The sequence below is a fragment of the Streptomyces sp. CA-146814 genome, assembly GCF_050942385.1.
Taxonomy (GTDB): Bacteria; Actinomycetota; Actinomycetes; order Streptomycetales; family Streptomycetaceae; genus Streptomyces.
Genome location: NZ_CP192068.1, coordinates 6,363,513 through 6,387,498, shown reverse-complemented (window position 1 = coordinate 6,387,498; position 23,986 = coordinate 6,363,513). Strand labels below are relative to the sequence as shown.

The 23,986-nt window shown below is 72.8% G+C and carries 17 protein-coding genes; 2 read left to right on the top strand and 15 right to left on the bottom strand.

Annotated elements, in window-relative coordinates; genetic code table 11:
* Window positions 1-32 precede the first annotated feature (32 nt).
* The 5 genes from ACQP09_RS28590 to eccD form a co-directional block, all read right to left on the bottom strand.
* Window positions 33-506, bottom strand: coding sequence for a type VII secretion system-associated protein (locus ACQP09_RS28590; RefSeq protein ID WP_433404730.1), 474 nt, complete (start codon window positions 504-506; stop codon window positions 33-35).
* A 108-nt stretch (window positions 507-614) separates the two neighbouring features.
* The gene (locus ACQP09_RS28585) at window positions 615-923 is read right to left on the bottom strand and encodes a WXG100 family type VII secretion target (protein ID WP_364788416.1); all 309 of its coding nucleotides are present in this window, start codon (window positions 921-923) and stop codon (window positions 615-617) included.
* Window positions 924-951: 28 nt separating this feature from the next.
* Window positions 952-1,287, bottom strand: a complete 336-nt coding sequence (locus tag ACQP09_RS28580; protein WP_433404726.1) for a hypothetical protein — start codon at window positions 1,285-1,287, stop codon at window positions 952-954.
* Between the two features lie 404 nt (window positions 1,288-1,691).
* Window positions 1,692-3,224: a type VII secretion protein EccB gene (gene eccB / locus ACQP09_RS28575; RefSeq protein WP_433404723.1), complete on the bottom strand. Its 1,533-nt coding sequence runs from the start codon at window positions 3,222-3,224 to the stop codon at window positions 1,692-1,694.
* A gap of 43 nt (window positions 3,225-3,267) precedes the next feature.
* On the bottom strand, window positions 3,268-4,671 hold the full coding sequence (eccD, locus tag ACQP09_RS28570; protein ID WP_433404721.1) for a type VII secretion integral membrane protein EccD: 1,404 nt from the start codon (window positions 4,669-4,671) through the stop codon (window positions 3,268-3,270).
* Window positions 4,672-5,088: 417 nt separating this feature from the next.
* Here eccD and eccCa point away from each other — a divergent pair, with 417 nt between their 5' ends.
* Window positions 5,089-9,096, top strand: coding sequence for a type VII secretion protein EccCa (eccCa, locus tag ACQP09_RS28565; RefSeq protein WP_433404718.1), 4,008 nt, complete (start codon window positions 5,089-5,091; stop codon window positions 9,094-9,096).
* Between the two features lie 61 nt (window positions 9,097-9,157).
* Here the strand turns inward: eccCa and ACQP09_RS28560 are convergent, their stop codons facing one another.
* The 4 genes from ACQP09_RS28560 to ACQP09_RS28545 form a co-directional block, all read right to left on the bottom strand.
* Window positions 9,158-10,450 carry a S8 family serine peptidase gene (locus tag ACQP09_RS28560; protein WP_433404715.1) on the bottom strand — a complete coding sequence of 431 codons (1,293 nt, stop codon included), beginning with the start codon at window positions 10,448-10,450 and terminating at the stop codon, window positions 9,158-9,160.
* Window positions 10,447-13,758 carry a right-handed parallel beta-helix repeat-containing protein gene (locus tag ACQP09_RS28555; RefSeq protein WP_433404713.1) on the bottom strand — a complete coding sequence of 1,104 codons (3,312 nt, stop codon included), beginning with the start codon at window positions 13,756-13,758 and terminating at the stop codon, window positions 10,447-10,449. The genes ACQP09_RS28560 and ACQP09_RS28555 overlap by 4 nt, the downstream gene beginning before the upstream one ends.
* 144 nt (window positions 13,759-13,902) lie before the next feature.
* Window positions 13,903-15,273, bottom strand: coding sequence for a ricin-type beta-trefoil lectin domain protein (locus ACQP09_RS28550; protein WP_433404710.1), 1,371 nt, complete (start codon window positions 15,271-15,273; stop codon window positions 13,903-13,905).
* Window positions 15,270-15,935, bottom strand: a complete 666-nt coding sequence (locus tag ACQP09_RS28545; protein WP_433404707.1) for a type VII secretion system-associated protein — start codon at window positions 15,933-15,935, stop codon at window positions 15,270-15,272. The genes ACQP09_RS28550 and ACQP09_RS28545 overlap by 4 nt, the downstream gene beginning before the upstream one ends.
* 286 nt (window positions 15,936-16,221) lie before the next feature.
* Between ACQP09_RS28545 and ACQP09_RS28540 the strand changes: the two genes are divergently transcribed.
* The gene (locus tag ACQP09_RS28540; protein WP_433404704.1) at window positions 16,222-17,232 is read left to right on the top strand and encodes a mannose-binding protein; all 1,011 of its coding nucleotides are present in this window, start codon (window positions 16,222-16,224) and stop codon (window positions 17,230-17,232) included.
* A 127-nt stretch (window positions 17,233-17,359) separates the two neighbouring features.
* On the opposite strand, the gene ACQP09_RS28535 is transcribed toward ACQP09_RS28540, so the two are convergent.
* The 6 genes from ACQP09_RS28535 to ACQP09_RS28510 all read right to left on the bottom strand — a co-directional run bounded on the left by ACQP09_RS28535 (window position 17,360) and on the right by ACQP09_RS28510 (window position 23,955).
* Window positions 17,360-18,517 carry an agmatine deiminase family protein gene (locus ACQP09_RS28535; RefSeq protein ID WP_433404701.1) on the bottom strand — a complete coding sequence of 386 codons (1,158 nt, stop codon included), beginning with the start codon at window positions 18,515-18,517 and terminating at the stop codon, window positions 17,360-17,362.
* 67 nt (window positions 18,518-18,584) lie between these two features.
* Complete coding sequence (locus tag ACQP09_RS28530) at window positions 18,585-19,469, bottom strand: ABC transporter ATP-binding protein (RefSeq protein ID WP_433404699.1); 885 nt, start codon at window positions 19,467-19,469, stop codon at window positions 18,585-18,587.
* Window positions 19,462-20,448, bottom strand: coding sequence for an ABC transporter ATP-binding protein (locus ACQP09_RS28525; RefSeq protein ID WP_433404697.1), 987 nt, complete (start codon window positions 20,446-20,448; stop codon window positions 19,462-19,464). The genes ACQP09_RS28530 and ACQP09_RS28525 overlap by 8 nt, the downstream gene beginning before the upstream one ends.
* Entirely contained in the window at window positions 20,445-21,305 is an 861-nt protein-coding gene (locus ACQP09_RS28520; protein WP_433404694.1) for an ABC transporter permease, read from the bottom strand. Before ACQP09_RS28520 ends, ACQP09_RS28525 begins: the two co-directional genes overlap by 4 nt.
* Window positions 21,302-22,261 carry an ABC transporter permease gene (locus tag ACQP09_RS28515; protein WP_433404692.1) on the bottom strand — a complete coding sequence of 320 codons (960 nt, stop codon included), beginning with the start codon at window positions 22,259-22,261 and terminating at the stop codon, window positions 21,302-21,304. The genes ACQP09_RS28520 and ACQP09_RS28515 overlap by 4 nt, the downstream gene beginning before the upstream one ends.
* Window positions 22,258-23,955: an ABC transporter substrate-binding protein gene (locus tag ACQP09_RS28510; protein ID WP_433404690.1), complete on the bottom strand. Its 1,698-nt coding sequence runs from the start codon at window positions 23,953-23,955 to the stop codon at window positions 22,258-22,260. The genes ACQP09_RS28515 and ACQP09_RS28510 overlap by 4 nt, the downstream gene beginning before the upstream one ends.
* Window positions 23,956-23,986: the final 31 nt, after the last annotated feature.

Genomic DNA, 23,986 nt, shown 5'->3' with positions numbered 1-23,986 from the left:
TCTCTCGCCGTCCACCCCGTGCGCGGGGGCGGCTACTTCTCTTCTGTGCCCGAGGACCCGCTGGTGAGCGTGTCGACCTCTTCGAACGTCTGGAGCAGCGTCTGTGCGTCGATCGCGTCCAGGTTCTTGTTCTTCGTCTTGTTGGCCTCTTCGATGGTGTCGGTGAGGGCTTCCTTGAGCTCCTTGAAGAGCTCCATCTGGTCACCGAGCAGCTTGTCCAGGGAGGTGGCGACGGACTTCACGCTCTCGACCAGCGTCGGACCGGAGATCATCTTCTCCCTGCCGATCAGGCCGATGCGCAGAATCTGCGACTCCTGGTCGAGGTTGTCGGGCGTGGTGTAGCCGCCGATCAGCTCGCTGAGGGGGCGGATGCGGTCCTCGCCCTTACCCTCGCCGTCCTCCTTGTGCTTCTTGGCCTTGGTGTAGACGGGGTGGACCTCGTTGTCGCGGAAGTTCTCCATCTGCTTGAGGTCGAAATGCTTGACATCGGCGTGCTCACCGGCCATGGGACGTCCTCCTGCGATCGGGCCCGGTTGGGGTCACGGGAACGGAGCTACGGGAAGCCGGGGGCCGCCTCCACCGCGTACGGCGGGAGGCGGCCCCCGGCGGGAAGGCTAACGGGCCCGCACGCTCCCCCAGTTGTCGGCGCTGCGGCGCTCGTCGCGGGAGTGGTTGTCGTGGATGCTCTGGACCAGTTCGCCGCTGTCGCCGAGGAGCAGGGCCATGTTCTTGGTCGCCTGGTCCCATTCGGCCTGGACACCGCGGTACATCTGCTGGTCGTCACCCTCCCACGAGGTCACGAGCGGCTTGAGCTCGTCCTCCAGGTTGTTGAGGGTGGTGATGATCTGCTGGGTCTGCTGCTTCAGCTCCTCGATCGCGTTGCGGACCGTGGAGTACTGCACATCGATGATGCCGTCGGCCATGACATCTCCTCTCGGGTGGGGGGCGGGGTCAGCGCAGCGCTTCGAAGACGCCCTGACTGGTCTTGCTGTTGAGCACCTCGGTCAGGTCCTGGTTCTCCTTCGCCAGGCGGTTGGCCGACGTCACGTTCTCCTGGAGCGCGTCGACCATCTTGCTGATCTGCACGACGACCTTCTGCGCCTCACCGTTCCAGCTGCGGAAGAGCTTCAGCAGGGCCTGGCCCTCGTCGCCGCCCACACCCGAACGCGCAGCGATCTCCGCGACGTTGTTCTGGATCTTCTCGACAGCGGCCCGGGCCGACTCCAGGGAGGAGACACCTCCCAAGCCCTTGGCATAGTCCGCTTTCCTCTGTGCACTGTCCGCCATGTCGCGCTCCCTTCGTTGAGGCACGTCTCGCCGCACCGTTGCCCGCTGAGGCTAAAGAGAACCCACCGTCCGGCGCAACGTATGTTGGGGAAGATTTGAGCATAGGTCAGCCCGTCAGAATCCTTACATGCCAGCCGAGTTGTCCGAAGGTTTCGGCGAAATGAACGCGTCCCGCCGCCGTGTGGCGTGGTCCGGTCGATACGGACGGGAAACGGGCAGCCGGAGAATCCGAACGGTCATCGCGGCTGCCCATTCTCTGAGCTTTATCTGAGGTTTCCGTCCCCGTGCGGGCCGCGCTCCGACACACGCCGAAATAGGGTCCGACGGCAGCCAGTTGTGTGCGGAGTTTTATCCGCCCGACTCCCTTTCCTTTTCTTCGGCCCCCTATGGGGCGTTTGCCGGGATCATGGCCGGGAGTCGACCGTGCCGGGCGCATCGCACTCCGGGGCGGTGACCTTGGGCTCCGCCGCGCCCGAGGCGGCGGCCGGGTCCAGGTCCGCGCCGGTCGGCAGGGCCGCGAGCAGCGGTGCGGGGACGGAACCGATGTCGCCTTCTCCGTACCCGAGCGCTCCCAGCGAACCCTTGGCCGGTACGCGGTACTTCACGCCGTTCTCCGCCACCAGGTAGGTGGTCCCGGCGTGGGCCGCGCCGCTCGCGTTCAGCGCCCGGACCAGGGCGCCGCGTCCGGGACGTACCACCGTGGCGTCCGTCCGGGCGCAGGCCGGGGCCAGCGGCCGGTCGGTGCCCTGCGACACCGCGACGGGCGCGAGGGCGGCCAGCGGGACCAGCACCGACCGGATCCGGGCGCCGCCGCTGCCGCCGTCCACCTGCGCGCAGAGCGCGGTGCCGCGCGGCGCGGACTGCGGGAGGGGCGGCGTACGGGGCAGCTCGCCGGCTCCGGGTCCGGTGGCCGTGTCCTTCGCGCGGTGCGTACGGAGCGCGTCGGCGCCGACCGGGCGGGCCTCGGGCGAGCGGCCCTGGTAGGCGTCCTTCTGGGTGGCCGGGTCGCCGAGGACCAGGGCGGCCTCCAGGCGGGACAGCGGCACCAGGCCGTCCTTGCGCAGCAGGTGGTACGTGGAGCCGCCGCCGACCACGCTGACCTGGAAGAGCTGGCCGATCCGGCTGGGTTCGCCGCCGAGCTCCGGGCCCTTCTCCCCGCGCCCCGCGACCTTCGGCGGCTTCAGGGCGGGTCCGGGCGCGAGTGCGTCGAGGAAGGCCGCCGAGACCGGCATCGCCCGCTCGGAGCCGTAACCGAGGGCGTTACGGGCGTCGGACGCGGCGTCCAGCGCGAGCCTGCTGCCCCGCCAGACCAGGTACTCCGTACCGTCCGGGCCGCTCACGAGCACCGCGCGGTCGGCCCCGACGCCCTGCGAGTCCAGCGGCGCACCGGCGACCAGCGTGGTGGCTCCGGGGCTGTCCGGACCGGTGCCGACTCCGGCGCCGGAGGTGCTGGGCAGAGCTCCGTCCGGTCCGGTGACGCACATGTGCCAGGCGCCGGCGTCCAGTTGGCCGGATCCTGGCAGGGTGTCCGGGGCGCCGGGGATGCCGGCCGGTGAGCCCACGGGGACGTCCCGCAGCGAGGCGGTGGAGACGTCGACGGCCTTGAGGTCCGGGCCGCCGATCAGCCGCGCCGAGGCGAAGTTGCGTACCGGGTGGAGTACGCCGTCGGTGCCGGTCCACAGGTAGCGGGCGCCGGTGTCGCGGTTGACCACCAGGTGCTCGCCCTTGCGCCAGCTGTCGTTGCCGCCGGGGCGCAGCAGCCCGTAGACGGTGGCCCCGGCGCCGATCAGGACGGTCACCAGGAGGCCGAAGACGACGCCTCGGGTCGTCCGGCCGAGCGGGCTCTCCGGGGCGTCCGGGTCGGCCGTCAGCAGGCCCGAACTGAGCCTGCCCATCATGAAGCCGTGGGCCTGGACCTGGTCGCGCTTGGACTGCACAGCCTCTCCTCAACTCGTATCGGCTCTGGTGGTACGGGGATACTCAGCCGAACAGCCCGCGCAGCCAGCCGAAGAGGCCCGCCACCCACAGCGTGAGCGGCAGCAGCGCGACGGCGAATCCGGTGTGCGCGAGCTCCGCCGCCCGGCCCCAGTACGGCAGCATCCGGCGGCCGGGCACGATCCAGGACGCGGTCACCAGGGCTGCCGCGACGGCCAGCAGCACCCCGAAGACCACCACCCGCCCGTCCGCGTCGCCGTCCACCGCCCAGGCGCGGGCCAACAGCAGTAGCCCGAGGATCCCGGGCACCGCCAGGGTCAGGCGCTGGCCGATGTGGACCAGGCCGCGCGAGTGCAGGAGCAGCAGCAGGGTCAGCGCGAGCGCGGTGAGCGTCTCGGGCAGGTCCGGGTGGTGGGTCAGGACGGCGAGTGCGGCGGCGGCGATGGTGCCGGTGGCGGCGAAGAGCGCGGTGACCCAGCGCCCGGCGAGTTCGGTGCGCTCGGCGACCTCGTCGCCCGCGTACGGGTCGATGCCTTCCTGGAGCTGTCCGGCGGAGGACGGCAGGGCGGGCATACGCATTCCGGCCAGTTTGAAGGCGAAGGGTGCCACCGCGCCAGCGGCGAGCGCGACGACGGTCGCCACCAGCGCCACGGCGGCCGGCGCGTCCAGTCCGGTGTAGCCCATCAGGGTCCCGGCGACCGCGGTGGCGACCGCGACCACGGCGGTGGCCAGCAGGGCCGGGGCGCCGACCGCGGTGGCGGCGAGCGCGAGAACCGCGCCGCCCGCGGCCGCCGCGCCCGCGGCGAGAAGCCGCGCGCCGACGACTTCTGCCGCGTCGGGGCCGGTCAGGTCGCCGCCGGGCAGCACCCAGCCGACCAGCGCGAAGCACGGGGCGACCAGCAGGCCGAGCGCGGTCGCGGAGAGGCGGTCACCGACCGCGCGGCTGGCGGAACCGGCTCCGGCGAGCAGCAGCAGCCCGGCGACGGCCGCGAGCGCGGCCCTGGTCGAGGAGCCGGTCACGCCGGGCAGGAACACCAGCACCAGCGCGGCGGCCACGGTCGCCACGGCGGTCCCCACCAGCAGGCCGCGGGCGGCCCCGGCGTGCCAGGTGTGCAGCCGGCGGCCGACCGTCTCGGCCATCCCGTCCACCAGGTCGTCCAGCCGCGCCTCGGGCAGCGCCTCGGTGTGCGGGCGCAGATGGAGGACGGCGCCGTCGGCGAGACCGGCGCGGGCCAGCGTGGTCTCCTCGTCGAGCGGGGCGTCGCCGAGCCGCTGGAGCACCCAGCCGGCGTGGTCGAGCCCGGCCTCCTCGGCCTCCTCGCCGACGTACCGCAGGAGGGTGGGGAGCAGATCGGCCACGGGTACGTCGGCGGGCACGGCCAGATCGATGGTGACGCTCGGCGCACGTACGGTCAGGCGGCACGTTTCGGCCACCGCACTGTCGGTCATCAGCAGAACTCTCGTCTTCCGTGCAGGCTTTGACAGGAGACTTCCCCGGGAGCTTCCCGGGGAGAGGGAATGTGCGAACAGTACGGAAAGTCCGCCTATCCGTGAACCGGGTTGTGCGGCAGGGGAATTGTGGCCGCACGCCCGGCCGCCACCACTCCCCGCGTGGACAGGTCGCGTTCCGTGAATGCAGACTACTGCCTGCGGCCACCGGCCGTACCGCGGGCCGGGGTGCGAATCCGTCAGGTGCTTGCCTCTTACGGAAGTTGGCCGTCGCCCGCTATCCGCTCGAAACATTCACCCGGCGTTCATCGGGGCACGTACGGCCCGGAGAATCAGCCTGGTGCGGTCTTTCCCCGCCGGGTGCCCGCCGGTATTCGGCGCGGGCCGGAAAAGTCAGCGAACCGGAGGTTCTGTTCCTTGAGTGTCGTGCTGTTTCGCCGCCCGGCCCGCAGGCGCGGGCCGGAGATGCCCGAGGGGCAGTTGACCCTCCAGGAGCCGCCGGTCCTCGCCGAGACGGTGCCCGACACCTCGGCGGTGTGGACCTATCTGCCGATGGCGCTGATGTCGGTGTCGATGATGCTGATGTTCCTGCGCCCCGGCGGCGGGAACGGCGTCTTCATGTATCTGGCGATGGGCGTCATGGCGCTCTCGGCCGGTGCCATGCTGCTGGGGCAGCTGATGCGCCGCTCCAGCGAGCGCAAGCAGCGCCTCAAGGGTGAGCGCCGGGACTATCTGCGCTATTTGGCGCAGACCCGCAAGCGGGTGCGGACCACGATCGCGGAGCAGCAGCGGGCGCTCGCCTGGCGCCATCCGGAGCCCGCCTCGCTCCGCTCGCTGGCCCGCACCTCCCGGCTGTGGGAGCGCCGCCCGGCCGACGAGGACTTCGGCGAGGTTCGCCTGGCGGTCGGCGAGCAGCAGCTCGCCCTCACCCTGAACCCGGTCTCCACGCGCCCGGTGGAGGATCTCGAACCGCTCTGCGCGCACGCGCTGCGCCGCTTCATCCGTGCCTACTCCACCATTCCCGAGCAGCCGCTGGGCCTCTACCTGCGCTCCTCGGCGCGGATCCTGCTGCGCCCGGAGGAGGCGCCGGACGAGGAGACACCTGGTGCGGAGACCCCGGAGCACGATGCCGTACGGGCGCTGGCGCGGGCCATGCTCGGGCAGCTGGCGGTGTTCCACGCGCCGGAGGAGCTGTGGATCGCGCTCTGTGTCAGCGACGAGCGGCGGCCCGACTGGGAGTGGGTCAAGTGGCTGCCGCACGTGCTGGATCCGCACGAGGAGGACGGCGCCGGGCAGGCCCGCCGGATCACCGCCGACCTCACCGAGCTGGACGATCTGCTCGGCGCCGAGTTCGCCGAGCGCCCCGGCTTCGACCCGGACGCCCGGCCCGGCCGCGACGAGCCGTACACGGTGGTCGTGCTGGACGGCGTCAGCGTGCCGGAGGGCCACCGCTGGGAGGGCCACGGCTACCGCAACGCCCTGATCCTGGACGTGTCCGGGGCGCTGCGCTGGCGGCCCGGCCGCAACACGCTCCGGCTGACCGTCGGGCCGGACCAGGTGAGCCTGGTGCGCACCGACCGCAGCCGTAAGGAGCGCTCGGTGGAGCTCGGCCGGCCCGACCGCCTCGGCCCGCTCGGCGCGGAGTCGCTGGCCCGGCTGATGGCCCCGCGCCGGATGAGCCTCGGCGGCGACATCGCGCAACCGCTCGACACCGACGTCGAGCTGACCACGCTGCTCGGCATCCCCGACCTCCACCGGCACGATCCGCAGACCCTCTTCGACCGGCACACCGGCTCCGGCCGGCTGCGGGTGCCGATCGCGGTCGGCGTGGACGGCCGCCCGGTCGAACTGGACATCAAGGAGTCCGCGCAGGGCGGCATGGGCCCGCACGGCATGCTCATCGGCGCCACCGGCTCCGGCAAGAGCGAGCTCCTGCGCACCCTGGTCCTCGGCCTCGCGCTCACCAACTCCTCCGAGACCCTCAACTTCGTCCTGGTCGACTTCAAGGGCGGCGCCACCTTCCTCGGCCTGGAGGAACTCCCGCACACTTCCGCCGTCATCACCAACCTGGCCGACGAAGTCGCCCTGGTGGAGCGCATGCAGGACGCACTCCACGGTGAACTCATCCGCCGTCAGGAGCTTCTCCGGTCGGCGGGCAACTACACCTCGGCCCTGGAGTACGAGCGGGCCCGCGCCTCCGGAGCGGACCTCGCTCCGCTGCCGAGCCTCTTCGTGGTGGTCGACGAGTTCAGCGAACTGCTCTCCACGCACCGCGAGTTCATGGAGCTGTTCGTGATGATCGGCCGCCTCGGCCGGTCGCTCGGTGTGCACCTGCTGCTCGCCTCGCAGCGGCTGGACGAGGGGCGTATGCACCAGCTGGAGAGCCATCTCTCGTACCGCATCGGCCTGCGCACCTTCTCCGCGATGGAGAGCCGCGGTGTGCTCGGCGTGCCGGATGCCTACGAGCTTCCGGCCGCGCCCGGCAGCGGCTATCTGAAGTCCGGGGTGGAGGCACTGACCCGGTTCCGGGCCGCGTACTCCTCGGGGACGTACCGACGGCGTACGGGTGCTGTCGTGCAGGCCCGGGTGGCGAGCCAGGTGGTGCCGTGGACCAGCGGCTGGGTGGTGCCGCGCACGCTGGAGGCGGCGCCCGAGCCGGAGCCCGCGAGCGAGGAGGACGAGGAGGCGCTGCTGGAGGTGGCGCTGGAGCGGTTGCGGGGCTCCGGGCCCGCCGCGCACCAGGTGTGGCTGCCGCCGCTGGACGAGCCGTCGCCGCTGGACGCGCTGCTGCCGGGCATCGCGCCGGACAAGGAGCGGGGCTTGATCGCGGCGGGCTGGCCGGGCGCGGGGAAGCTGCGGGTGCCGGTCGGGCTGGTGGACAGGCCGTTCGAGCAGCGGCGCGATCCGCTGGTCGTGGACCTGTCCGGGGCGGGCGGCCATGTCGCCGTCGCGGGCGGTTCGCAGAGCGGCAAGTCGACGCTCGCCCGGACGCTCATCGCGGCCCTGGCGCTGACCCACACTCCGGCCGAAGTCCAGTTCTACTGCCTGGACTTCGGCGGCGGCGGCCTCTCGCAGCTCGCCGCGCTCCCGCACGTCGGCGGCGTCGCGGCGCGGCTGAACCCGGAGCGGGTGCACCGGGCGGTCGCGGAGGTGATGGCGCTCCTCGCCCGCCGCGAGCAGTTCTTCGTGGACCACACGCTCGACTCCATGCAGTCCTACCGCCGCCGGAGGGCCGCCGGGGAGTTCCCCGACGAGCCGTTCGGTGATGTGTTCATGGTCGTCGACGGCTGGTCCACGGTCCGCCAGGACTACGACGACCTGATACCGAAGTTCAACGAGCTCGCCGCCCGGGGCCTCAACTACGGCATCCACCTGATCATCACCACCACCCGGTGGGTGGAGCTGTCCGCGCAGGTCCGCGACCAGGCCGCGACCCGCCTGGAGCTGCGCATGGGTGATCCGATGGACTCCGAGATCGACACCCGTAAGGCCCGTTCGGTGCCGCGCACCGGCGGCCGGGGCATCACCGCCGACAGCAAGATGCACTTCCTCGCCGGTCTGCCCCGCCTGGACGGCAGCGGCTCGCTGGAGGACCTCGGCGAGGGCGTCGCGCACCTGGTCGGAGAGATCGCCCGCCACTGGTCCGGCCCGCCGGCCCCGCAGGTCCGGATGCTGCCGCACCGCCTCCCGGTCTCCGAACTCCCCTCTCCCGAGGCCACGGAGGGCGGTGGCATGCGGATCGCGCTCGGCCTCGACCAGGACGCGCTGGAGCCGGTCTGGCACGACTTCAGCCGAACACCGCACCTGATCGCGGTCGGCGACACCGAGAGCGGCAAGACCAACCTGCTGCGCCTGATCACCCAGGGCATCACCGCGCGTTACGCCCCCGAGGAGGCGAAGATCATCGCGGTGGACTACCGCCGTACGCTGGTCGACGCCATCCCCGAGGAGTACCGCATCGGCCATGTCATCTCGCTGGACAACCTCAACGAGACCATCGAGGGCGCGGCCCGCGCGATGAAGACCCGCCTCCCCGGCGCCGACATCTCACCGGCCCGGATGCGCGCCTGCGACTGGTGGACCGGTCCGCGCCTCTTCATCCTGGTCGACGACTACGACATGGTCTCCGGCAACTCCTTCCAGAGCCCCTTCGAGCCGCTCTTCGAGAACCTGACGCTCGGCTTCGAGATGGGCCTGCACCTGGTCGTCGCCCGCAGCGCGATGGGCGCGGGACGCGGACTGAGCGACGGCCTCATCCGCCGCCTGGACGAGGCCAACAACCCGGCCGTCCTGCTCTCCTGCCCGCCCACGGAGGGCCGCCTCTTCGGCAACGCGAAGCCGCTCAACCTGCCGCCGGGCCGGGCCCTGCACATCGCACGCCGCAAGCCGCGGCTGATGCAGACGGCACTGGTGGAGGAGGGCTGAGCGTTACGAGGTGTGTACGGAGGTGGGGCGCCCTGCGACGCGAGGGCGCCCCACCTCCGTCTCACTCCTGGCCCGCCGGCCGCCAGCCCCTCGCGCGGGCCCGTGCGAGCGCGAACCCAGCCCAGAGGACCCCGAGGACCCCGGCCGTGCCGAGGAGCACGAAGAGCGTGGCCCGGCCGGTGGCTCGGTCGGTGTCGGCGGTGTCGCGTACGGCCACGGGTTCGGCACCCTGCTCGGCGGCGGGCGCGGCCAGGTCGCCGAGGACCGTGGTGACAGCGGCGTACGCGTCGAGCTGCGGGATGTCGGCCGGGTACGCGGTGGCGGTGAGCCGCCGGACCACGGAGTCGGCCGAGCCGTCGGGATGGGCGGCGCGGACCACCGCGGCGGCCCCGGCCGCGTACGCGGTGGCCACCGCGACGCCTCCGCCGAGGTAGTGCCCCCTCCCGCGCGGCCCGCCGGAGACCACTCCGGCGCCGGGGGCGACCAGGTCGACGGCCGCGGTGGGCAGCGCGCCGTCCGGGCGGGCGCCGGCGGGCAGCATGTCGGCGACGGCGAGGACACCGGGTTCGCCGGCGGGCCAGTAGGTACGGGAGGGAATCTCGTCGGCGGAGCCGCGCGGCGGCGGCTCCGGGGTGGCCGCGGCGACGACCACCGCGCCGGCCTTGCGCGCCTCGGCGACGGCTCGGGTGAGAGCGGTGTCCTTGCGCGGGAGGGCCACGGCGACGGCGATCACGTCGGCCCGGGCCTCGGCGGCCTCGCGTACCGCCGCCGTGACGAGCTCCTCGTCCGGCTGCCCGCGCCGGTCGGTGCCGCGCAGGGCCAGGACCTTCGCTTCCGGGGCGACCCCGGCCAGCCTCGGGGTGGACCCGCCTGACCCGGCGATCAGCCCGGCCAGGAACGTACCGTGTCCGACGCAGTCGTCGGCCGCCTCGCCCTCGGCGGTGACGCGGCCCTTGAGCCCGGCCGCCCCGGGGTCGACCCCGGTGGAGATCAGCGCGACGGTGACGCCCGCGCCGGTGGAGTGCCGGTGGAGCCGGTCCAGGTCGAGGCGCTGGCGGGACCAGTCCTGCTTCTTGGCCTCCTCCTTGGAGGCGGGTGTGCAGGCGACGGCCTCGGCCCGGGGATCGAGGGCGGTGGGCATGCCGGGCAGCTCCTGGCCCTTCTCGCCGTCCTTGCCGCTGTCCTTGCTGCCGTCCTTCTCGCCGTCCTTCTCGCCGTCGGCGGCGGGGAAGGCGATGGGCGTACGGGGGTGGGGGGCGGCCTGGGCCGGGGCGACGGCCGCTGGGAGCATGAGAGCTGCGGCGAGCCCGGGTCCGTACAGCAGGCGGGTCGTCCTCCGCACCGGCGGCCTCACTGCGGGACCGCCTTCGTCGCGGCGGCCGTGACGTCGGCCGGGAGCAGGATCCGGAGGTCGTCCAGGGTGGGCGCGGCCAGTGAACTGAGCCTGCCCGCCTGGCGGGTGACCATCGACTCGACCACCTGGCGGGCCAGGCGCGCGTTGCCGAAGGAGCGGTCGCGGGGCAGCGCGTCGAAGTGCTCCTTGAGCAGCGGGCCGGTGCCGGGCCCGCACTCGTACCCCATGGCGGCCGCCTGGGCGCGGACGATGGTGACCAGCTCCTCGGAGGAGTAGTCGGCGAAGGCGATCCGGCGCGGGAAGCGGGAGGAGAGGCCGGGGTTGGAGGCGAGGAAGCGTTCCATCTCGTCGGTGTAGCCGGCCACGATGACGACGACCTCGTCGCGGTGGTCCTCCATGAGCTTGAGCAGGGTGTCCACCGCCTCCTGGCCGAAGTCGGCGCCGCCTCCGCGCGGGGTGAGGGTGTAGGCCTCGTCGATGAACAGCACGCCGCCACGGGCCTTCTCGAAGACCTCGCGGGTCAGCTGGGCGGTGTGGCCGATGTAGCGGCCGACGAGATCGGCGCGGGCCGCCTCGATCAGCTGGCCGCGTTCCAGGACGCCGAGCTGGGTGAGCACCTCCCCGTAGAGGCGGGCGACGGTGGTCTTGCCGGTGCCGGGCGGGCCGGTGAAGACCAGGTGGTTGCTGAGCGAGGGGACGGGCAGTCCGGCCGCCGCGCGGTGGCGGGCGGTGGTGATGAGGTTGACCAGGTCGGCGACCTCGCGCTTCACCTCGGCCAGGCCGATCATGTCGCCGAGGCGGGTGAGCGGGTCGTCGGCCGGTGCGGCGGGCCCGGTGGCCGTCGCGGTGGCGGTGGCGGAGACGTCGTCCGGCAGGAGCAGCCGCAGATCGTGCTCGGTGACCTGCGGCTGGGCGGAGAGGCGGACGGCCTGCCGGTCCACCATCTCCTCGAACACTCCGCGCGCGGCACGGCCGTTGCCGAATCCGGCGTCGCGGTCCATCGCACCGAAGTGCGCGGCGAGCGCCTCCGCCGTGCCGTCACCCAGCTCGTACTGGTGCTGGGCGCACATGCTCTCCATGATCGCGACCAGGTCCGGCACCGAGTAGTTCTCGAACTCCACGGTCCGTGAGAAGCGCGACGCCAGACCGGGGTTGGAGCTGAGGAAGGAGTCCATCTCACGGGAGTATCCGGCCGCGACGACCACCACGTCGTCGCGGTGGTCCTCCATGAGCTTGAGCAGCGTGTCCACCGCCTCGCGGCCGAAGTCGGCGCCGCCGCTGCCGCTGTCGGCGGTGAGGGTGTAGGCCTCGTCGATGAAGAGCACGCCGCCCAGGGCCCGTTGGAAGGTCTCGGAGGTCTTGATGGCGGTGCCGCCGACGACCTGGGCGACGAGGTCGGCGCGGGAGACCTCCACCAGGTGGCCGCTGCGCAGCGAACCCAGCTCGGCGAGGATCGCGCCGTAGAGGCGGGCGACGGTGGTCTTGCCGGTGCCGGGCGGGCCCGCGAAGACCAGGTGGCGGCTCATCGGCGGTGCGGGCATGCCGAGTTGTTCGCGGCGCTGGGCGAGCTGGGTGAGGTTGACCAGCGTACGGACCTGCTGCTTGACGTTCTCCAGGCCGATCAGGGCGTTGAGGGCGCCGAGCGGGCCGTCCGCGCGGTCCGGCGGAGGCGCGTCGGCGGCACCGGATCCGGCCGGGTCGGTGTTCTCGGCGCTGCCGCTGCCCCAGGCGTCCCGCTTGCCGTTGGAGACGCTGTTCAGGCCGTCCACGGCGAGCCGTTCGCCGGGGGCCGTCTGCACCAGGCCGCCGCCCTCGTTCTCGCGGGCGGTGCAGTTGACGAGCGAGACGGGTGCGGTGGACTCGACGCGGAAGCCGTCCTGGGCACCGCCGTTGGCCTCGCAGCCGCTGAGCGAGGCGAGGGCGCCTTCGCGGAGCAGGAATCCGTGGCCCTTGGGGGCGTGGACGGTGGTGCGGTTGGCGGTCAGCTCACCGCCGGAGGCGACGACCACGCCCTCCTCGCCGGATATCTCGACACGGAAGTCGCGGACGGTGACGTTGCCGCCGTCCTCCACGACCAGGCCGCTGGTAGCGGTGTCGGAGACCCCGCCGCCGGCCAGGTAGAGGGTGGAGCCGGAGGCCACCCGGACACCGGCTCCCTTCGGCCGGACGATCTCGCAGTCCTCGATCCGGCCGCGGGCGTCACGGGTGGCCGCGATGCCGTCGCCGGCGGGCTCCACCAGGCGGGCCCGGCGCAGCAGCGGGTTGGCGCCGCCCTGCAGCGCGACGGCGGGCGAGGAGCCGATCACCTCCAGGCGGTCCAGCTCGGGCGCCGCGTCCTCCTCCAGGAGCAGCCCGGCCCCTTCGCAGTCGCGGACGGTCAGCCCGGTCAGCGCCGGCGAGGACGCTCCGGCGACCCGCAGGGCGGCACCCTGCGCCCCGTCGACCCAGCAGTCCTCGAAGGTGCCGCGCGCCCGGTCGGTGACGACGACGCCATGGCCGCGTACGCGCGAGACCCGGCAGCGGCGCAGGACGGGGTCGGTGCCGCCGGCCAGCGCGATCCCGTTGCCGGAGGCGCCGGTGACGCGGACGTCCTCCAGGGTGGTGCGGCCCGAACTGCTCAGGTGGACACCGGTGCTGGTGTCGTGCACGACGGTCCGTACGACGGAGACAGCGGAACTCTCCTCCAGCGCGATGGAGGGCTTGTCGGTGGAGGAGATGTCGCAGTCCTCGACGGTGCCGCGGGTCTCGCCGTTGGCGAGCAGGCCGTTGCCACGGGCGCCGCGTACCGTGCAGTCGCGGATCCGCGCCTCGCCCTGCTCGGCGAGGACCAGACCGCTGGTGCCGAGGTGTTCGAGCGTGCAGGACTCGACGGTGGTGGGCGTGGTGGAGGTGACGACGATGCCCGCGCCCTGCGGGTTGCTCACCCGGCAGTCCCGCAGCGCGAGGGAGCCGGTGCCGCCGGCCAGCATGGCGGTCCATGTCGCGCCGACGATCTCGCAGCCGTCGAACGCGGCCTGCCCGCGCCGCACATCGACGGCCGGCAGCTCGGAGTCCCCGCCGCGCAGGGTGAGTTCCGAGAGCATCACGGCGTCGGCGCGCAGCGCGATCACGCTGCCCGAACGCGGCCGGATCTCCACCGTGCCACGGCCTTCGGCGGCGGTGAGGGTGACCCGGGTGTGGATCACCAGGTTCTCCGCGTACGTTCCGGGCCGGACGCTGATGAGCGCACCGGTACGGGCGGCGGCGAGCGCCTCACCGATCGTCGCGAAGCGGTCCCCGGGGCCGACCGACAGTACCTGGCGCGACACGCACCAACCTCCTTGCTACGGCGGCGTCCTGTGCGGACGCCCCTCTTCACCGGGGACACGGTTCCAGCGGTCCGGCGATGCCATCATGCCCCGTCCCGCGCGGACGGCCGCCGGGGGCGGGCTCCCGACGGCCGGATGCCCGGGTCAGGAGCTCCACTTCTGGTTGGGGTTGCCCGTGCACTCCCACAGGACCAGATACGTGGACGGGCCCCGGTCCTTGCTGTGGTTCGGGATGTCGACGCACATGCCGACGACCGTGTTGACCAGGTCGTGGGCGGGGTTCAGGTCGAACTTCTGGGCGGCGGAGCCGTTGCACCAGGCGAGCTGGATGGGGGTGCCGTTGCGGAAGACCGCGCCTGCCACGTCCAGGCACTTGTCCCGGGCGCGGATGGTGCCGTCGGAGCCGATGCGCCACTTCTGGGCGTCGGCGCCGTTGCAGTCCCACATGAAGAGCCGCTGGCCGTCGTTGAAGTTGTGGCCGGGGACGTCGACGCAGCGGCCGGAGAGGTGGCTGCGGAAGGAGAAGGGCCCCCGGAAGGTGACGGCGGGCTGGGCCTTGGCCGGCTGGTTCTTCGCCTTGGGCTGGGCCTTGGGCTGGGCCTTGGGCTGGGCCTTGGGCTGGGCCTTGGGCTCCGCTTCGGGCTGCGCCTTGGGTGGATCGGCCTTCTTCGGCGGGTCGTCGGCAGAAGCGCCCTCCTTCTCGGCCTCGCCCTTACCGCTGCCGCTGTCGCTGCCGGTCGGTGGCGCGGCGGGCGGAGCAACCTGCCGTACGGGCTGATCGGCCTTCTCCGCCCTGCCGCCGCCCTTCTCCTCCTCGGCCGGGGAGCTGGTCTCGGGTGCGGTGACGGCGAACTCTCCGGGCGCCTCCGGCCCGCTCCCGTCGAGCACGGTCCCGGCCGCCGCCGTGGACGGCTGCTCGGGCCCCTTGTCGTCGTTCCCGGCGAGTACGAGGAAGGGCACGGACACGAGGAGCGCCCCCGCCACCGCGGCCCCGGCGAGCATGGCCTTCCCGGGCCGCCCGACGGGCCCGGCCTGCTCCTGCGGCTTGCCGATGGCGGTGGCGGTCATGGTCCGTACGAGGGCGGGGAGCCGGCTCTGGGCGGCGGCGGAGGCACCGGGATCGGGCTCGGTGTCGGCCTCGGGAGCGGCGGCGCGGGGTTCGGAGCCCTGGCCCTCGGGAGCGACGGCCGCTTCGGGCTCGGCCTGCGCGGGAGCGGTTGCGGCTTCGGAGCTTCCGGCGGCGGGCTGCGCGGCTGTCGGTTCGGCCGTGTCCGGGGCGGCGGTCCTGGCCGGGGCAGCGGCCTCGGCCGGGGCCTCGGGGCTCTTCCGCTCCTCGGCGCCCACCGCTTCCTTCTCCGCTTCTACGGTACGGGAGTCGGGCACGCCGGCTCCGTCGGGCGCCTCGGGCGCGGCGGCGACCGAGGCCGTCTTCTCGTTCGCGGCCTTCTCGTTCGCGGCGGCGGACTCCGCGCGGGCCTCCGGGGAGGCGGGTGGCTGCTGGGACGAACGCGTCACGGGGTCCTCTCGGTGGTCTGGGGCCGGGGTTCGGCCGGGCTGTGGTCGTCCGCGCCGCTCACGGTGCCGGGAAGGCTGTCGGCCGGAACGAGCAGAGGAGCGGCGGCCCCGGCGTTGACCATCAACAGGGCGCCGGAGGCGCTCACCGACCTGGCCAACTCCGTGGCGGGCAGGCTGTCATGGTGAAGTGCCGAGGACATGAATTCATGTGTGGGCGAGGTGAACAGAAGCACCACCGGCGCCCCGTCCCGCCCGGCGGCCATGAGCGGCCCGCCGTCCGGCCCGCGCACCACGGAGACGTCCGCCCCGGCGAGTTCCGCGAGGGCTTCCCCGACCGTGCCGTACCCGGTGGCGGCCCGCTGAGCCGCCGCGTCCACGGGATCGGTGGGCTCCGGCCACCCGAGGACCCGAGCCGAGGGCCGGTACGCCGGGTTGGCGCGGTACTCCCCCACGCCTCCACTCTCGTCCGACCGCCACTCGCCCAGCACGGCCCACTCCGGCGGCGTAGGGTCGCCGTCCCACTCCGGATCGACGATCCCGACCCAGTGCCCCGGCGCCCGACGGGCGGCTTCCCGTACGGCGTCGGGCACCGCCGAGGCATCAGGAACGTCCAACGACAGTTCTCTCTCGCCCTCTTGCCGCTCTCCGGCCGGTATCTCCACCTGAACTCTTGGCTCCGTACGCATTACTTGAGCGCCGGACGGTCTGCCTGAACCGCCGACAGTGATCAGATCGGGAAGCCAACAGAATGTCATACGACTCCTGCTGACGGGGTCTCACCGCAGCTCCGTATCGGCCGCCGACGTGCCCGTTTGCTGCCCGAACAGGGAACGTTCCGGGACCAGTGAGGCGCGGAAGGACAAAGCGACGGGGCCGTTCTCGGGGAGACACCGCTCACCTTCCGCGCGACGGGCTACGTTGAGCACGCCCCCGAGGAGGAGTCACCGCATGTCCCCCGAGCACCCCAACACCGCGGCAGCCAAAGCCCAGACGGAGGAGGCCGCCACAACACCGACCGAGGAGACGAAGACCTCGGCAACCACCTCCGAGGCGGCACAGACACCGGCTCCCACTCCAGAGCCGGAAACATCGCCTCCCGCCTCCAAGGCGGAGGCCTCGCCACCCACCTCCGAGGCAGAGCCCACCACCACCACGGCGGCGAAGACGGCCGAGGAACCCGAGTCACGCGCAGCAGGCCTGGCCGTGGCCACGGCCATCGGCACGACGCCGGCCACCAAGACCCTCACGGCGGCCGACAAGGGACGCCCCCGCACACCGATCCTGGCGGGTGCGGCGTTCGTGGGCGCCGCGCTGGTGGCGATACCCGTGCTCCTGATGGGCAGCGCGAACGACGAGGAGCCCCGTAACACCAGCACGGCACCGGTGGCCGGAAGCGCCGACACGGTCCTCAACCCGGAACCGGCCCCGGCGGCCCTGGACGACTACGTGGCAGTGAAGCCCACGCCGTCCCCGACAGTACAGAAGAAGATCGCCCCACCACCGGCCCCGGCCGCCCCCGCACCCGCCGCGCCCGCACCGCAACCCAGCAAGAGCCCGCCACCCGAGAAGAAGCCCGAGCCCACCCCCACCCCGAAGCCCAAGCCGAAACCCAAGCCGAAGGCGACGCCCCAGCCCGACTGGGGCACCCAGACGGTCTCCGCGACCAGCTCGATCGGCGTCGGCCAGTCCTGGGCCACCAACCGCATCCGTATGACGATGCAGCAGGACGGCAACCTCGTCGTCTACAACGAGCGGAACAAGCCCGTCTGGGCCGCGATGACCTTCGGCGAGAACCACCGCGCGATCTTCCAGCCCGACGGCAACCTGGTCATCCACAACGGCGACGACCGCGCCATCTGGGCCTCCAAGACCCACGACTTCGGCGGCGCCCAGATGATCCTGCGCCCCGACGGCAAGGTGGTCATCGTCCACAACGGCCGGGTGGTCTGGTCGACCTGACCGCTGTGGACGGAATACCGGAGTCCACGCACTGCACCTGATCCGGTACCGCTGACGCCGCCGGGAGAGGGACGGATCGGCCCGGCCGTCACCGCCGCGCTGCGGTGGCGCCGGCCGGGCGTCACCGCTACGGCACGGGCTGCTGCTGGGTGACGCAGTGGATGCCGCCGCCTCCCGTGCCGAGGCGGTCGATGTTCAGCTGCTCGACGGCGCGGCCGGGGTAGAGGCGGGTCAGGGTGGCCTTCGCGGCCGCGTCGGCGCGGGAGTCGCCGAAGTGGGCGCAGATGACGGCACCGTTGCAGAGGTAGTAGTTGGCGTACGAGGCGAGGAAGTCCGGGTTGCCGGAGCGGATCCGGTCGTAGTCCGGGCCCTGGATCCGGGTCACGTCCATCGGCCCGCCCGCGGCGGTCGTCGACTCGGTGAGGATGCGGTGCTGCTGGCGTGCGTCCTTGGCGTAGGCGTCGTTGTCCGTCGCGAGGGGCATCTGGACGAGGGCTTCGCCGGGGGCGAGGAAGCGTGAGGTGGCGTCGACGTGGTTGTCGGTGATGTCCTGCCCGTAGACGCCGTCGAACCAGATGACCTTGGACGCGCCGTACGCCTCGCACATCTCGGCGGTCAGGGTGCGCTCCGACATTCCGGGGTTGCGGTTGCGGTTGAGGAGGCTGCTGCGGGTCGCCATCAGGGTTCCCGCGCCGTCCTGTTCGATGGCGCCGCCCTCGCCGACGAACTCGGCGTAGGTGAACGGCACTCCGGTGTACGCGGCGATCCGTTCGGCGACCAGGGCGTCCTTGGCGTGGGCCTGCTTCCTGCCCCAGCCGTTGAAGTTGAGGCCCACGGCGTCCAGGCCGCCGGCTCCGTCGGTGCGGAACACCGGGCCGGTGTCCCGCATCCAGCAGTCGTCGACGGGGATGGAGGTGATGACGGTGACCGATGTGCCGCACTGGGAGCGCGCCTTGGCCGCGCTCGCGGAGTTGGCCAGCATGATGACCGGCTCGTACCGGGCGATCGTACGGGCGATCAGCGCGATGTCGGCCTGGATGCCGGCGAGTGCTCCCCGGCCCCAGATCGCGGTGCTGTCGGGCCAGGCCATCCACGTACGGGTGTGGCGGACGTCCTCGATGGGGACGCGGTAGGTGCCGGCGGCGGGCCGGCGGACCGGTGCGGCGCCCGCGCTGCCCTGGACGGCTGCCAGGGCCGCGCCGGCGGCGGTGAGCCCGGCGGCCGCCAGGAATCTGCGCCTGTTCGGCCGGGGTCCTGAGGGGGTGCGGGGGGTGCTGCTGCTCATGTGATGCCTCCTGTTGTCTGCCCGCGAAGAGGTACGGGTCTTACGGGGAGCGCCCGGTGACGTGGGGTCACAGGGCGCGTCGGGCGGCGGCGATCTGTTCCGGGTCCCAGCCGGGGTGCGGCACGGAGTCCAGGAGCAGACGGGTGTAGGGGTGCCGGGGTGCGGCGAGGACGTCGGCGGTGGCACCGGCCTCGATGACCCGGCCGTGGCGCATGACGATGACGTCGTCGGTGACGCAGCGGACGACGCCGAGGTCGTGGGTGATGAAGAGGTAGCCGACAGCGGCCTGTTCGCGGATGTCGGCGAGCAGGTTGAGGATCTGCGCCTGGACGGACACGTCGAGGGCGGCGACCGCCTCGTCCAGGACCAGGACGGCCGGCTCGACGGCGAGGGCGCGGGCGATCGCGACGCGCTGGCGCTGGCCGCCGGAGAGCTGTCCGGGCCGGGCGTCGGCGGCGCGGGTGGCGAGGCCCACCTGGTCGAGGAGTTCGCGCACCCGGTGCGGGTGGTCCCGGCCGGGGAAGTGCAGGCGCAGGGTCTCGTGGAGGACCGCCGCGACGGACGTCCTCGGGTCGAGCGAGAGGTAGGGGTCCTGGAAGACCATCTGCACCTCGCGGGCGCGGGCGAGGCGCCGGGCCCGTCCCCGTACGGTCGCGGGCCGGGTCCTGCCGCCCACGACGACCTCGCCGGAGTCGGCCAGTTCGAGGCCCACGACGATCCGGGCGGTGGTGGTCTTCCCGGAGCCGGATTCGCCGACGATGCCGAGGGACCCGCCGCGCGGCAGGGTGAAGGAGACGCCGTCCACGGCGCGTACAGCTCCGTAGGTACGGGTGAGGCCGACGGCCCGGAGGGCGGGTTCGGGCGTCACGGGCCGGCGAGCGGGTTCGGGCGTCACCGCCCGGCCGGCGGGTTCGCGCACCGGCGCCGGCTCTCCTTCCGAAACGTCAGGCATCCGCGGTTCTCCTTCCGAGGCGGTCGCTGTGGTGGCAGGCGGCCTGCTGTCCGGGCCGGTCCGGGACCGGCCGGGGCTCCGGTCCCCGCTGGTCGCAGAGGTCCGTGGCGAGCGGGCAGCGCGGGGCGAAGAGGCAGCCGGCCACCTCCGTACGCAGGTCCGGGGGCTGCCCCTCGATGGCGGGGAGCCGTCCGGAGGGGGCGTCCAGGCGGGGCGTGGAGGCGAGGAGCGCCGCGGTGTAGGGGTGGCGGGGGCGGGTGAACAGGGCGTGGGCGGGGCCGCTCTCGACGATCCGGCCCGCGTACATGACGTAGACGCGGTCGCTGAGCGCGGCGGCCAGGTCGAGGTCGTGCGTCACGAACAGCAGGCCGGTGCCGAAGCGCTGCTGGAGCCGGCCGAGGAGGGCGACGACCTCGGCCTGGGTGGTGACGTCGAGGGCGGTGGTCGGCTCGTCCGCGAGCAGGAGCGCGGGGTCGCCCATGAGGGACGCGGCGATCATGACGCGCTGGAGCATGCCGCCGGAGACCTGGCCCGGGTACCTGCCGAGGACGGACGCGTCGACGCCCACCGCTTCGAGGAGTTCGGTCGCGCGGGCGGTCGCGGCCGTCCTGCTCGTCGTCCCGGTCAGGACGGAGCCCTCGGTGAGGAAGTCGCCGATGCGGCGCAGCGGGTTGATGGCCGCTCTCGGGTCCTGGAAGATCATCGCGACGGTGCCGGTGCGCAGGGCCCGTACCTGCTCGGCGCTCATGGTGAGGACGTCGTCCCCGGCCACGGCGACCGTACCCTCGGCGAGCGCGCCGGGCGGGAGCAGGGAGAGGGCGCTGCGTGAGGTGAGGGTCTTCCCGGAGCCCGACTCGCCGACGAGCGCGACGGTCTCGCCTGCGGCGACGGTCAGGTCGACGCCGTCGAGGACGCGCCGCGCGGTTCCGGGAAGCGTGATCTGCAGCCCTTGGATGTCGAGCACGTACGGCGATGTCACGGGGTCCTCCTGGCGACCCGGTCGGCCCAGCGCTCGCCGGCGACGTTGAAGGCGACGACGGTCAGCACGATGAGGACGCACGGGACCACCGCGGACAGGGGGTATCCGTGCTGGATGGCCGTCTGTCCGTCGAAGACCATGCGGCCCCAGTCGGGGGTGAGCGGGGGGACGCCGAGCCCGAGGAAGGAGAGGCCGGCGAGGTCCATGAGCGCGTAGCCGAAGTTGATGGTGGCCTGGGCGAGGACGACCGGGGCGATGTTGGGCAGGATGTGGCGCAGGCAGATGGCAAACGCGGAGTGGCCCTGGACCTGGTAGGCGCTGACGTAGGGGCGCATCCGTTCGGCCAGGACGAGGGAGCGGGTGAGCCGGCTCACGTACGGCAGGTAGGCCACCGCGAGGGCGATGACGGGGGCGAGCAGACCCTCCCCGTGGACGGAGATGACGATGATCGCCAGCAGCATGCCGGGGAACGCGAAGACGAGTTCCGTGCTGCGGGAGAGTACGGAGTCGAGCCAGCCGCCCCGCCAGGCGGCGGCCATGCCGACGGCGACGCCGAGGACGGTGGAGAAGACCACGACGCCGAGCGGGCCCAGTAGGGAGGCGCGGGCTCCGACGAGGAGCCGGGAGAGGGTGTCCCGCCCGGCGGCGTCGGCGCCCAAGGGGTGGTCGGCGGTGGTCCCGGCGAGGGCCTGGGAGAGGTCGACCGCGTTCGGGTCGTAGGGGGCCAGCCAGGGCGCGAACAGCGCGGCGAGGACGACGAGGGCGACGAAGGCCAGGCAGAACGCGTGGAGCGGCGCCCCGGCCGAGCGGGCCTTGATCCGGGCGAGGCCGGGTCTGCGGGTGAGGACGGCGGTCATGCGGCGGCCCCCCTCGTACCGAGGGTGATCTGCGGGTCGACCACCGGGAGCAGCAGGTCGACGAGGAGGTTCACCGCCATGAACAGGGCCACGATGATCAGGGAGATGGCCTGTACGGTCGGGAAGTCCTTGGTGCTGGTGGCGAGTTCGAGGAGCTGGCCGATCCCTCCGACGCTGAACGCGGTCTCCACGAGGATCGTGCAGACGAGCAGGGTCGAGACGATCAGACCGCCGGTGGTGAGCACGGTGCCGAGGGCGTTGCGCAGCACATGGCGGCGGATCACGTCCCGTTCGGGCACTCCGCGGCTGCGGGCGACGGTGACGTGTTCGCTGCCGAGGGCTTCGAGCATGGCCGAGCGGGTGACCCGGGCGAGCATGCCGATCAGGTAGAGCGCGAGGGCGACGGCCGGGAGGGTGAGGTGCCACAGGGTGTCGAGGAGGCCGTCGCCGGAGCCGCTGCTGGGGAACCAGCCGAGTTTGACGGCGAACAGTCCCTGGAGCAGGACGGCCGCGACGAACGACGGTGTGCCGACGGCGATCGTGGTGCTGATCAGGACGGCCGCGTCGGTGGCACCGCCCCGTACGGCCGCGATCCGGCCGAGGAACAGGCCGGCGGCGACGACCACGGTCAGCGCCATGGCGATCAGCAGCAGGGTGGTGGGCAGGCGGTCCGCGAGGAGGCCGGAGACGTCCGTACGGTAGGTGAAGGAGCGCCCGAAGTCGCCCTGGACCATGTCGCCGAGCCAGCGGAGATAGCGGACGGCGAAAGGGGCGTCCAGGTGGTACTGGGCGTTGATCGCGGCGACGGCTTCCGGCGAGGCGGACCGGCCGGAGAGCAGGAAGCTCGCCGGGGAGCCGGGTGCCAGGTACATGGCGCCGAACACGACGAACGAGGCGATGAGCAGCGTGGCGGCCATCTCCGCCACGCGCCGCGCGGCGAATCTCAGGAGGTTCATGGCGCGGCCCCGACATCGGCGGCCCACGGGTGGTAGAGGTAGGCGATGGTGGTGGGGGCGCCGGTGATCCTCTTGTTGAGGAACACGGAGGTCGGCCACTCGGCGACCGGGATCCACAGCAGGCGGTCGGCGGCGTGCCGCTGGAGCTCCGCGACGATCTCGGCGCGCCGCCCGGGGTCGTAGGCGGCGGTGGCCTGTTCGACGCCCCGGTCGTAGCTCCTGTCGCTGTATCCGGCGAAGTTGAGGTAGGCGCCGGTCTTGAAGTTGGCCAGCAGGTCCAGCGGATCGGTGATGGAGTGGTAGTAGGTGAGCGGGAACATGTCGATGCCCTCGCGCGCGCCGGGGTCGGTGAACAGCGCGGTGAAGGCGTTGGGCGCGATGGACTTGAGCCGGATGTCGAGGCCGATCTGCGTGCCCGCCGCCTGGACCGCGGTGGCCAGGAGCGAGACGTCCTGGCCGATGGAGCTGGTCGCGACGGTGAGTTTGGCGCCGGTGGCGCCGGCCTCCTCGATCAGCTTCCGGGCCTTGGTGAGGTCGGGTTGCGTCGGCGGCAGGCCGTCGAAGGCCGCGTTCCGCGTGCGCTCCGGCGCACCGGCCCAGGCGGCGTGCGCGGTGAGCGAGCCGGTGGCGCTGCCCGCGTTCCCGAGCCCGGCCTTCACGAACCCGGGCCGGTCCAGCGCCAGCGAGAGCGCGCGGCGGACGCGGAGGTCGCCGAGCGGGCCGTCGAGGTCGGTGATGCTGACGTTGACCGTGCTGAGGCCCTCGCCGAAGTAGAGGGTGCCCGCGCCGCTCTCCCGGAGCCGGGCGTAACTCTCGGTGGGGATCAGGTAGCCGCCGTCGACCTCGCCGCTGAGCAGGGCGTTGGTCCGGGCGGACGGGTCGGTCAGGAAGCGGAAGACGACTTCGGCGGCCTTCGCCGGGGTGCCCCGGTAGCCGTCGAACCGGCGGAGTTCGATGGACCGGCCCTTGTGCCAAGCGCGGAGCTGATACGGCCCGGTGCAGGCGAGACCGCCGGTGGTCCCGTACTCCCGCCCCGCCTTCTCGACGCCCGCCCGGGAGGCCACGACGCCCGCCGCCGTCGCCATGTACTGCGGGAACTGGGAGTCGGGCCGCTTCAGCTTGACGGTGACCTGGAGCGGGCCGGTCCTGGTGACGGAGGTGACGTTCTGGAACATCTGGGCCCAGGCCGCGGCGTTGTCCGGGTCGCGCTGGCGGCCGAGGCTGAAGACCACGTCGTCGGCGGTCATCGTCCGGCCGTCGTGGAAGCGGACGCCCGCGCGGAGGTCGTAGACCCAGGTGGTGGGGTCGGGGTGGGACGCCTTGCGGGCCAGGCCCGGTTCGACGGTGAGGCCCGGGGTCCAGCGCATCAGGCTCTCGCAGACGTTGGACAGGATCGTGTTCTGCGGGTAGTCGAAGGCCACGGTGTAGTCCAGCGTCGGCGGCTCCGCGTACACGGCCCAGGAGAACGAGTCGATCGCGTCGGCCGGCCGGGGAGTGCCGGCCGACAGGGCGAAGGAGCCGCCGGAACCCTCTCCACCGGTCGGCGGCCCGGCGCAGGCCGCGAGCACCGCGAGGCCGGTCAGGGCGCCCGTCACCGCGGTGAACCGGCCGCGCGGGCGGCGTACGCCGGTGCCGGGCCGGGAACGGCCGCGCGGAGGGCGTCCGCCGGTGCCCGGCCGGGGTGGCATCGTCATCGTGGCTCTCTTTCCGTACGGCACGGCGGAG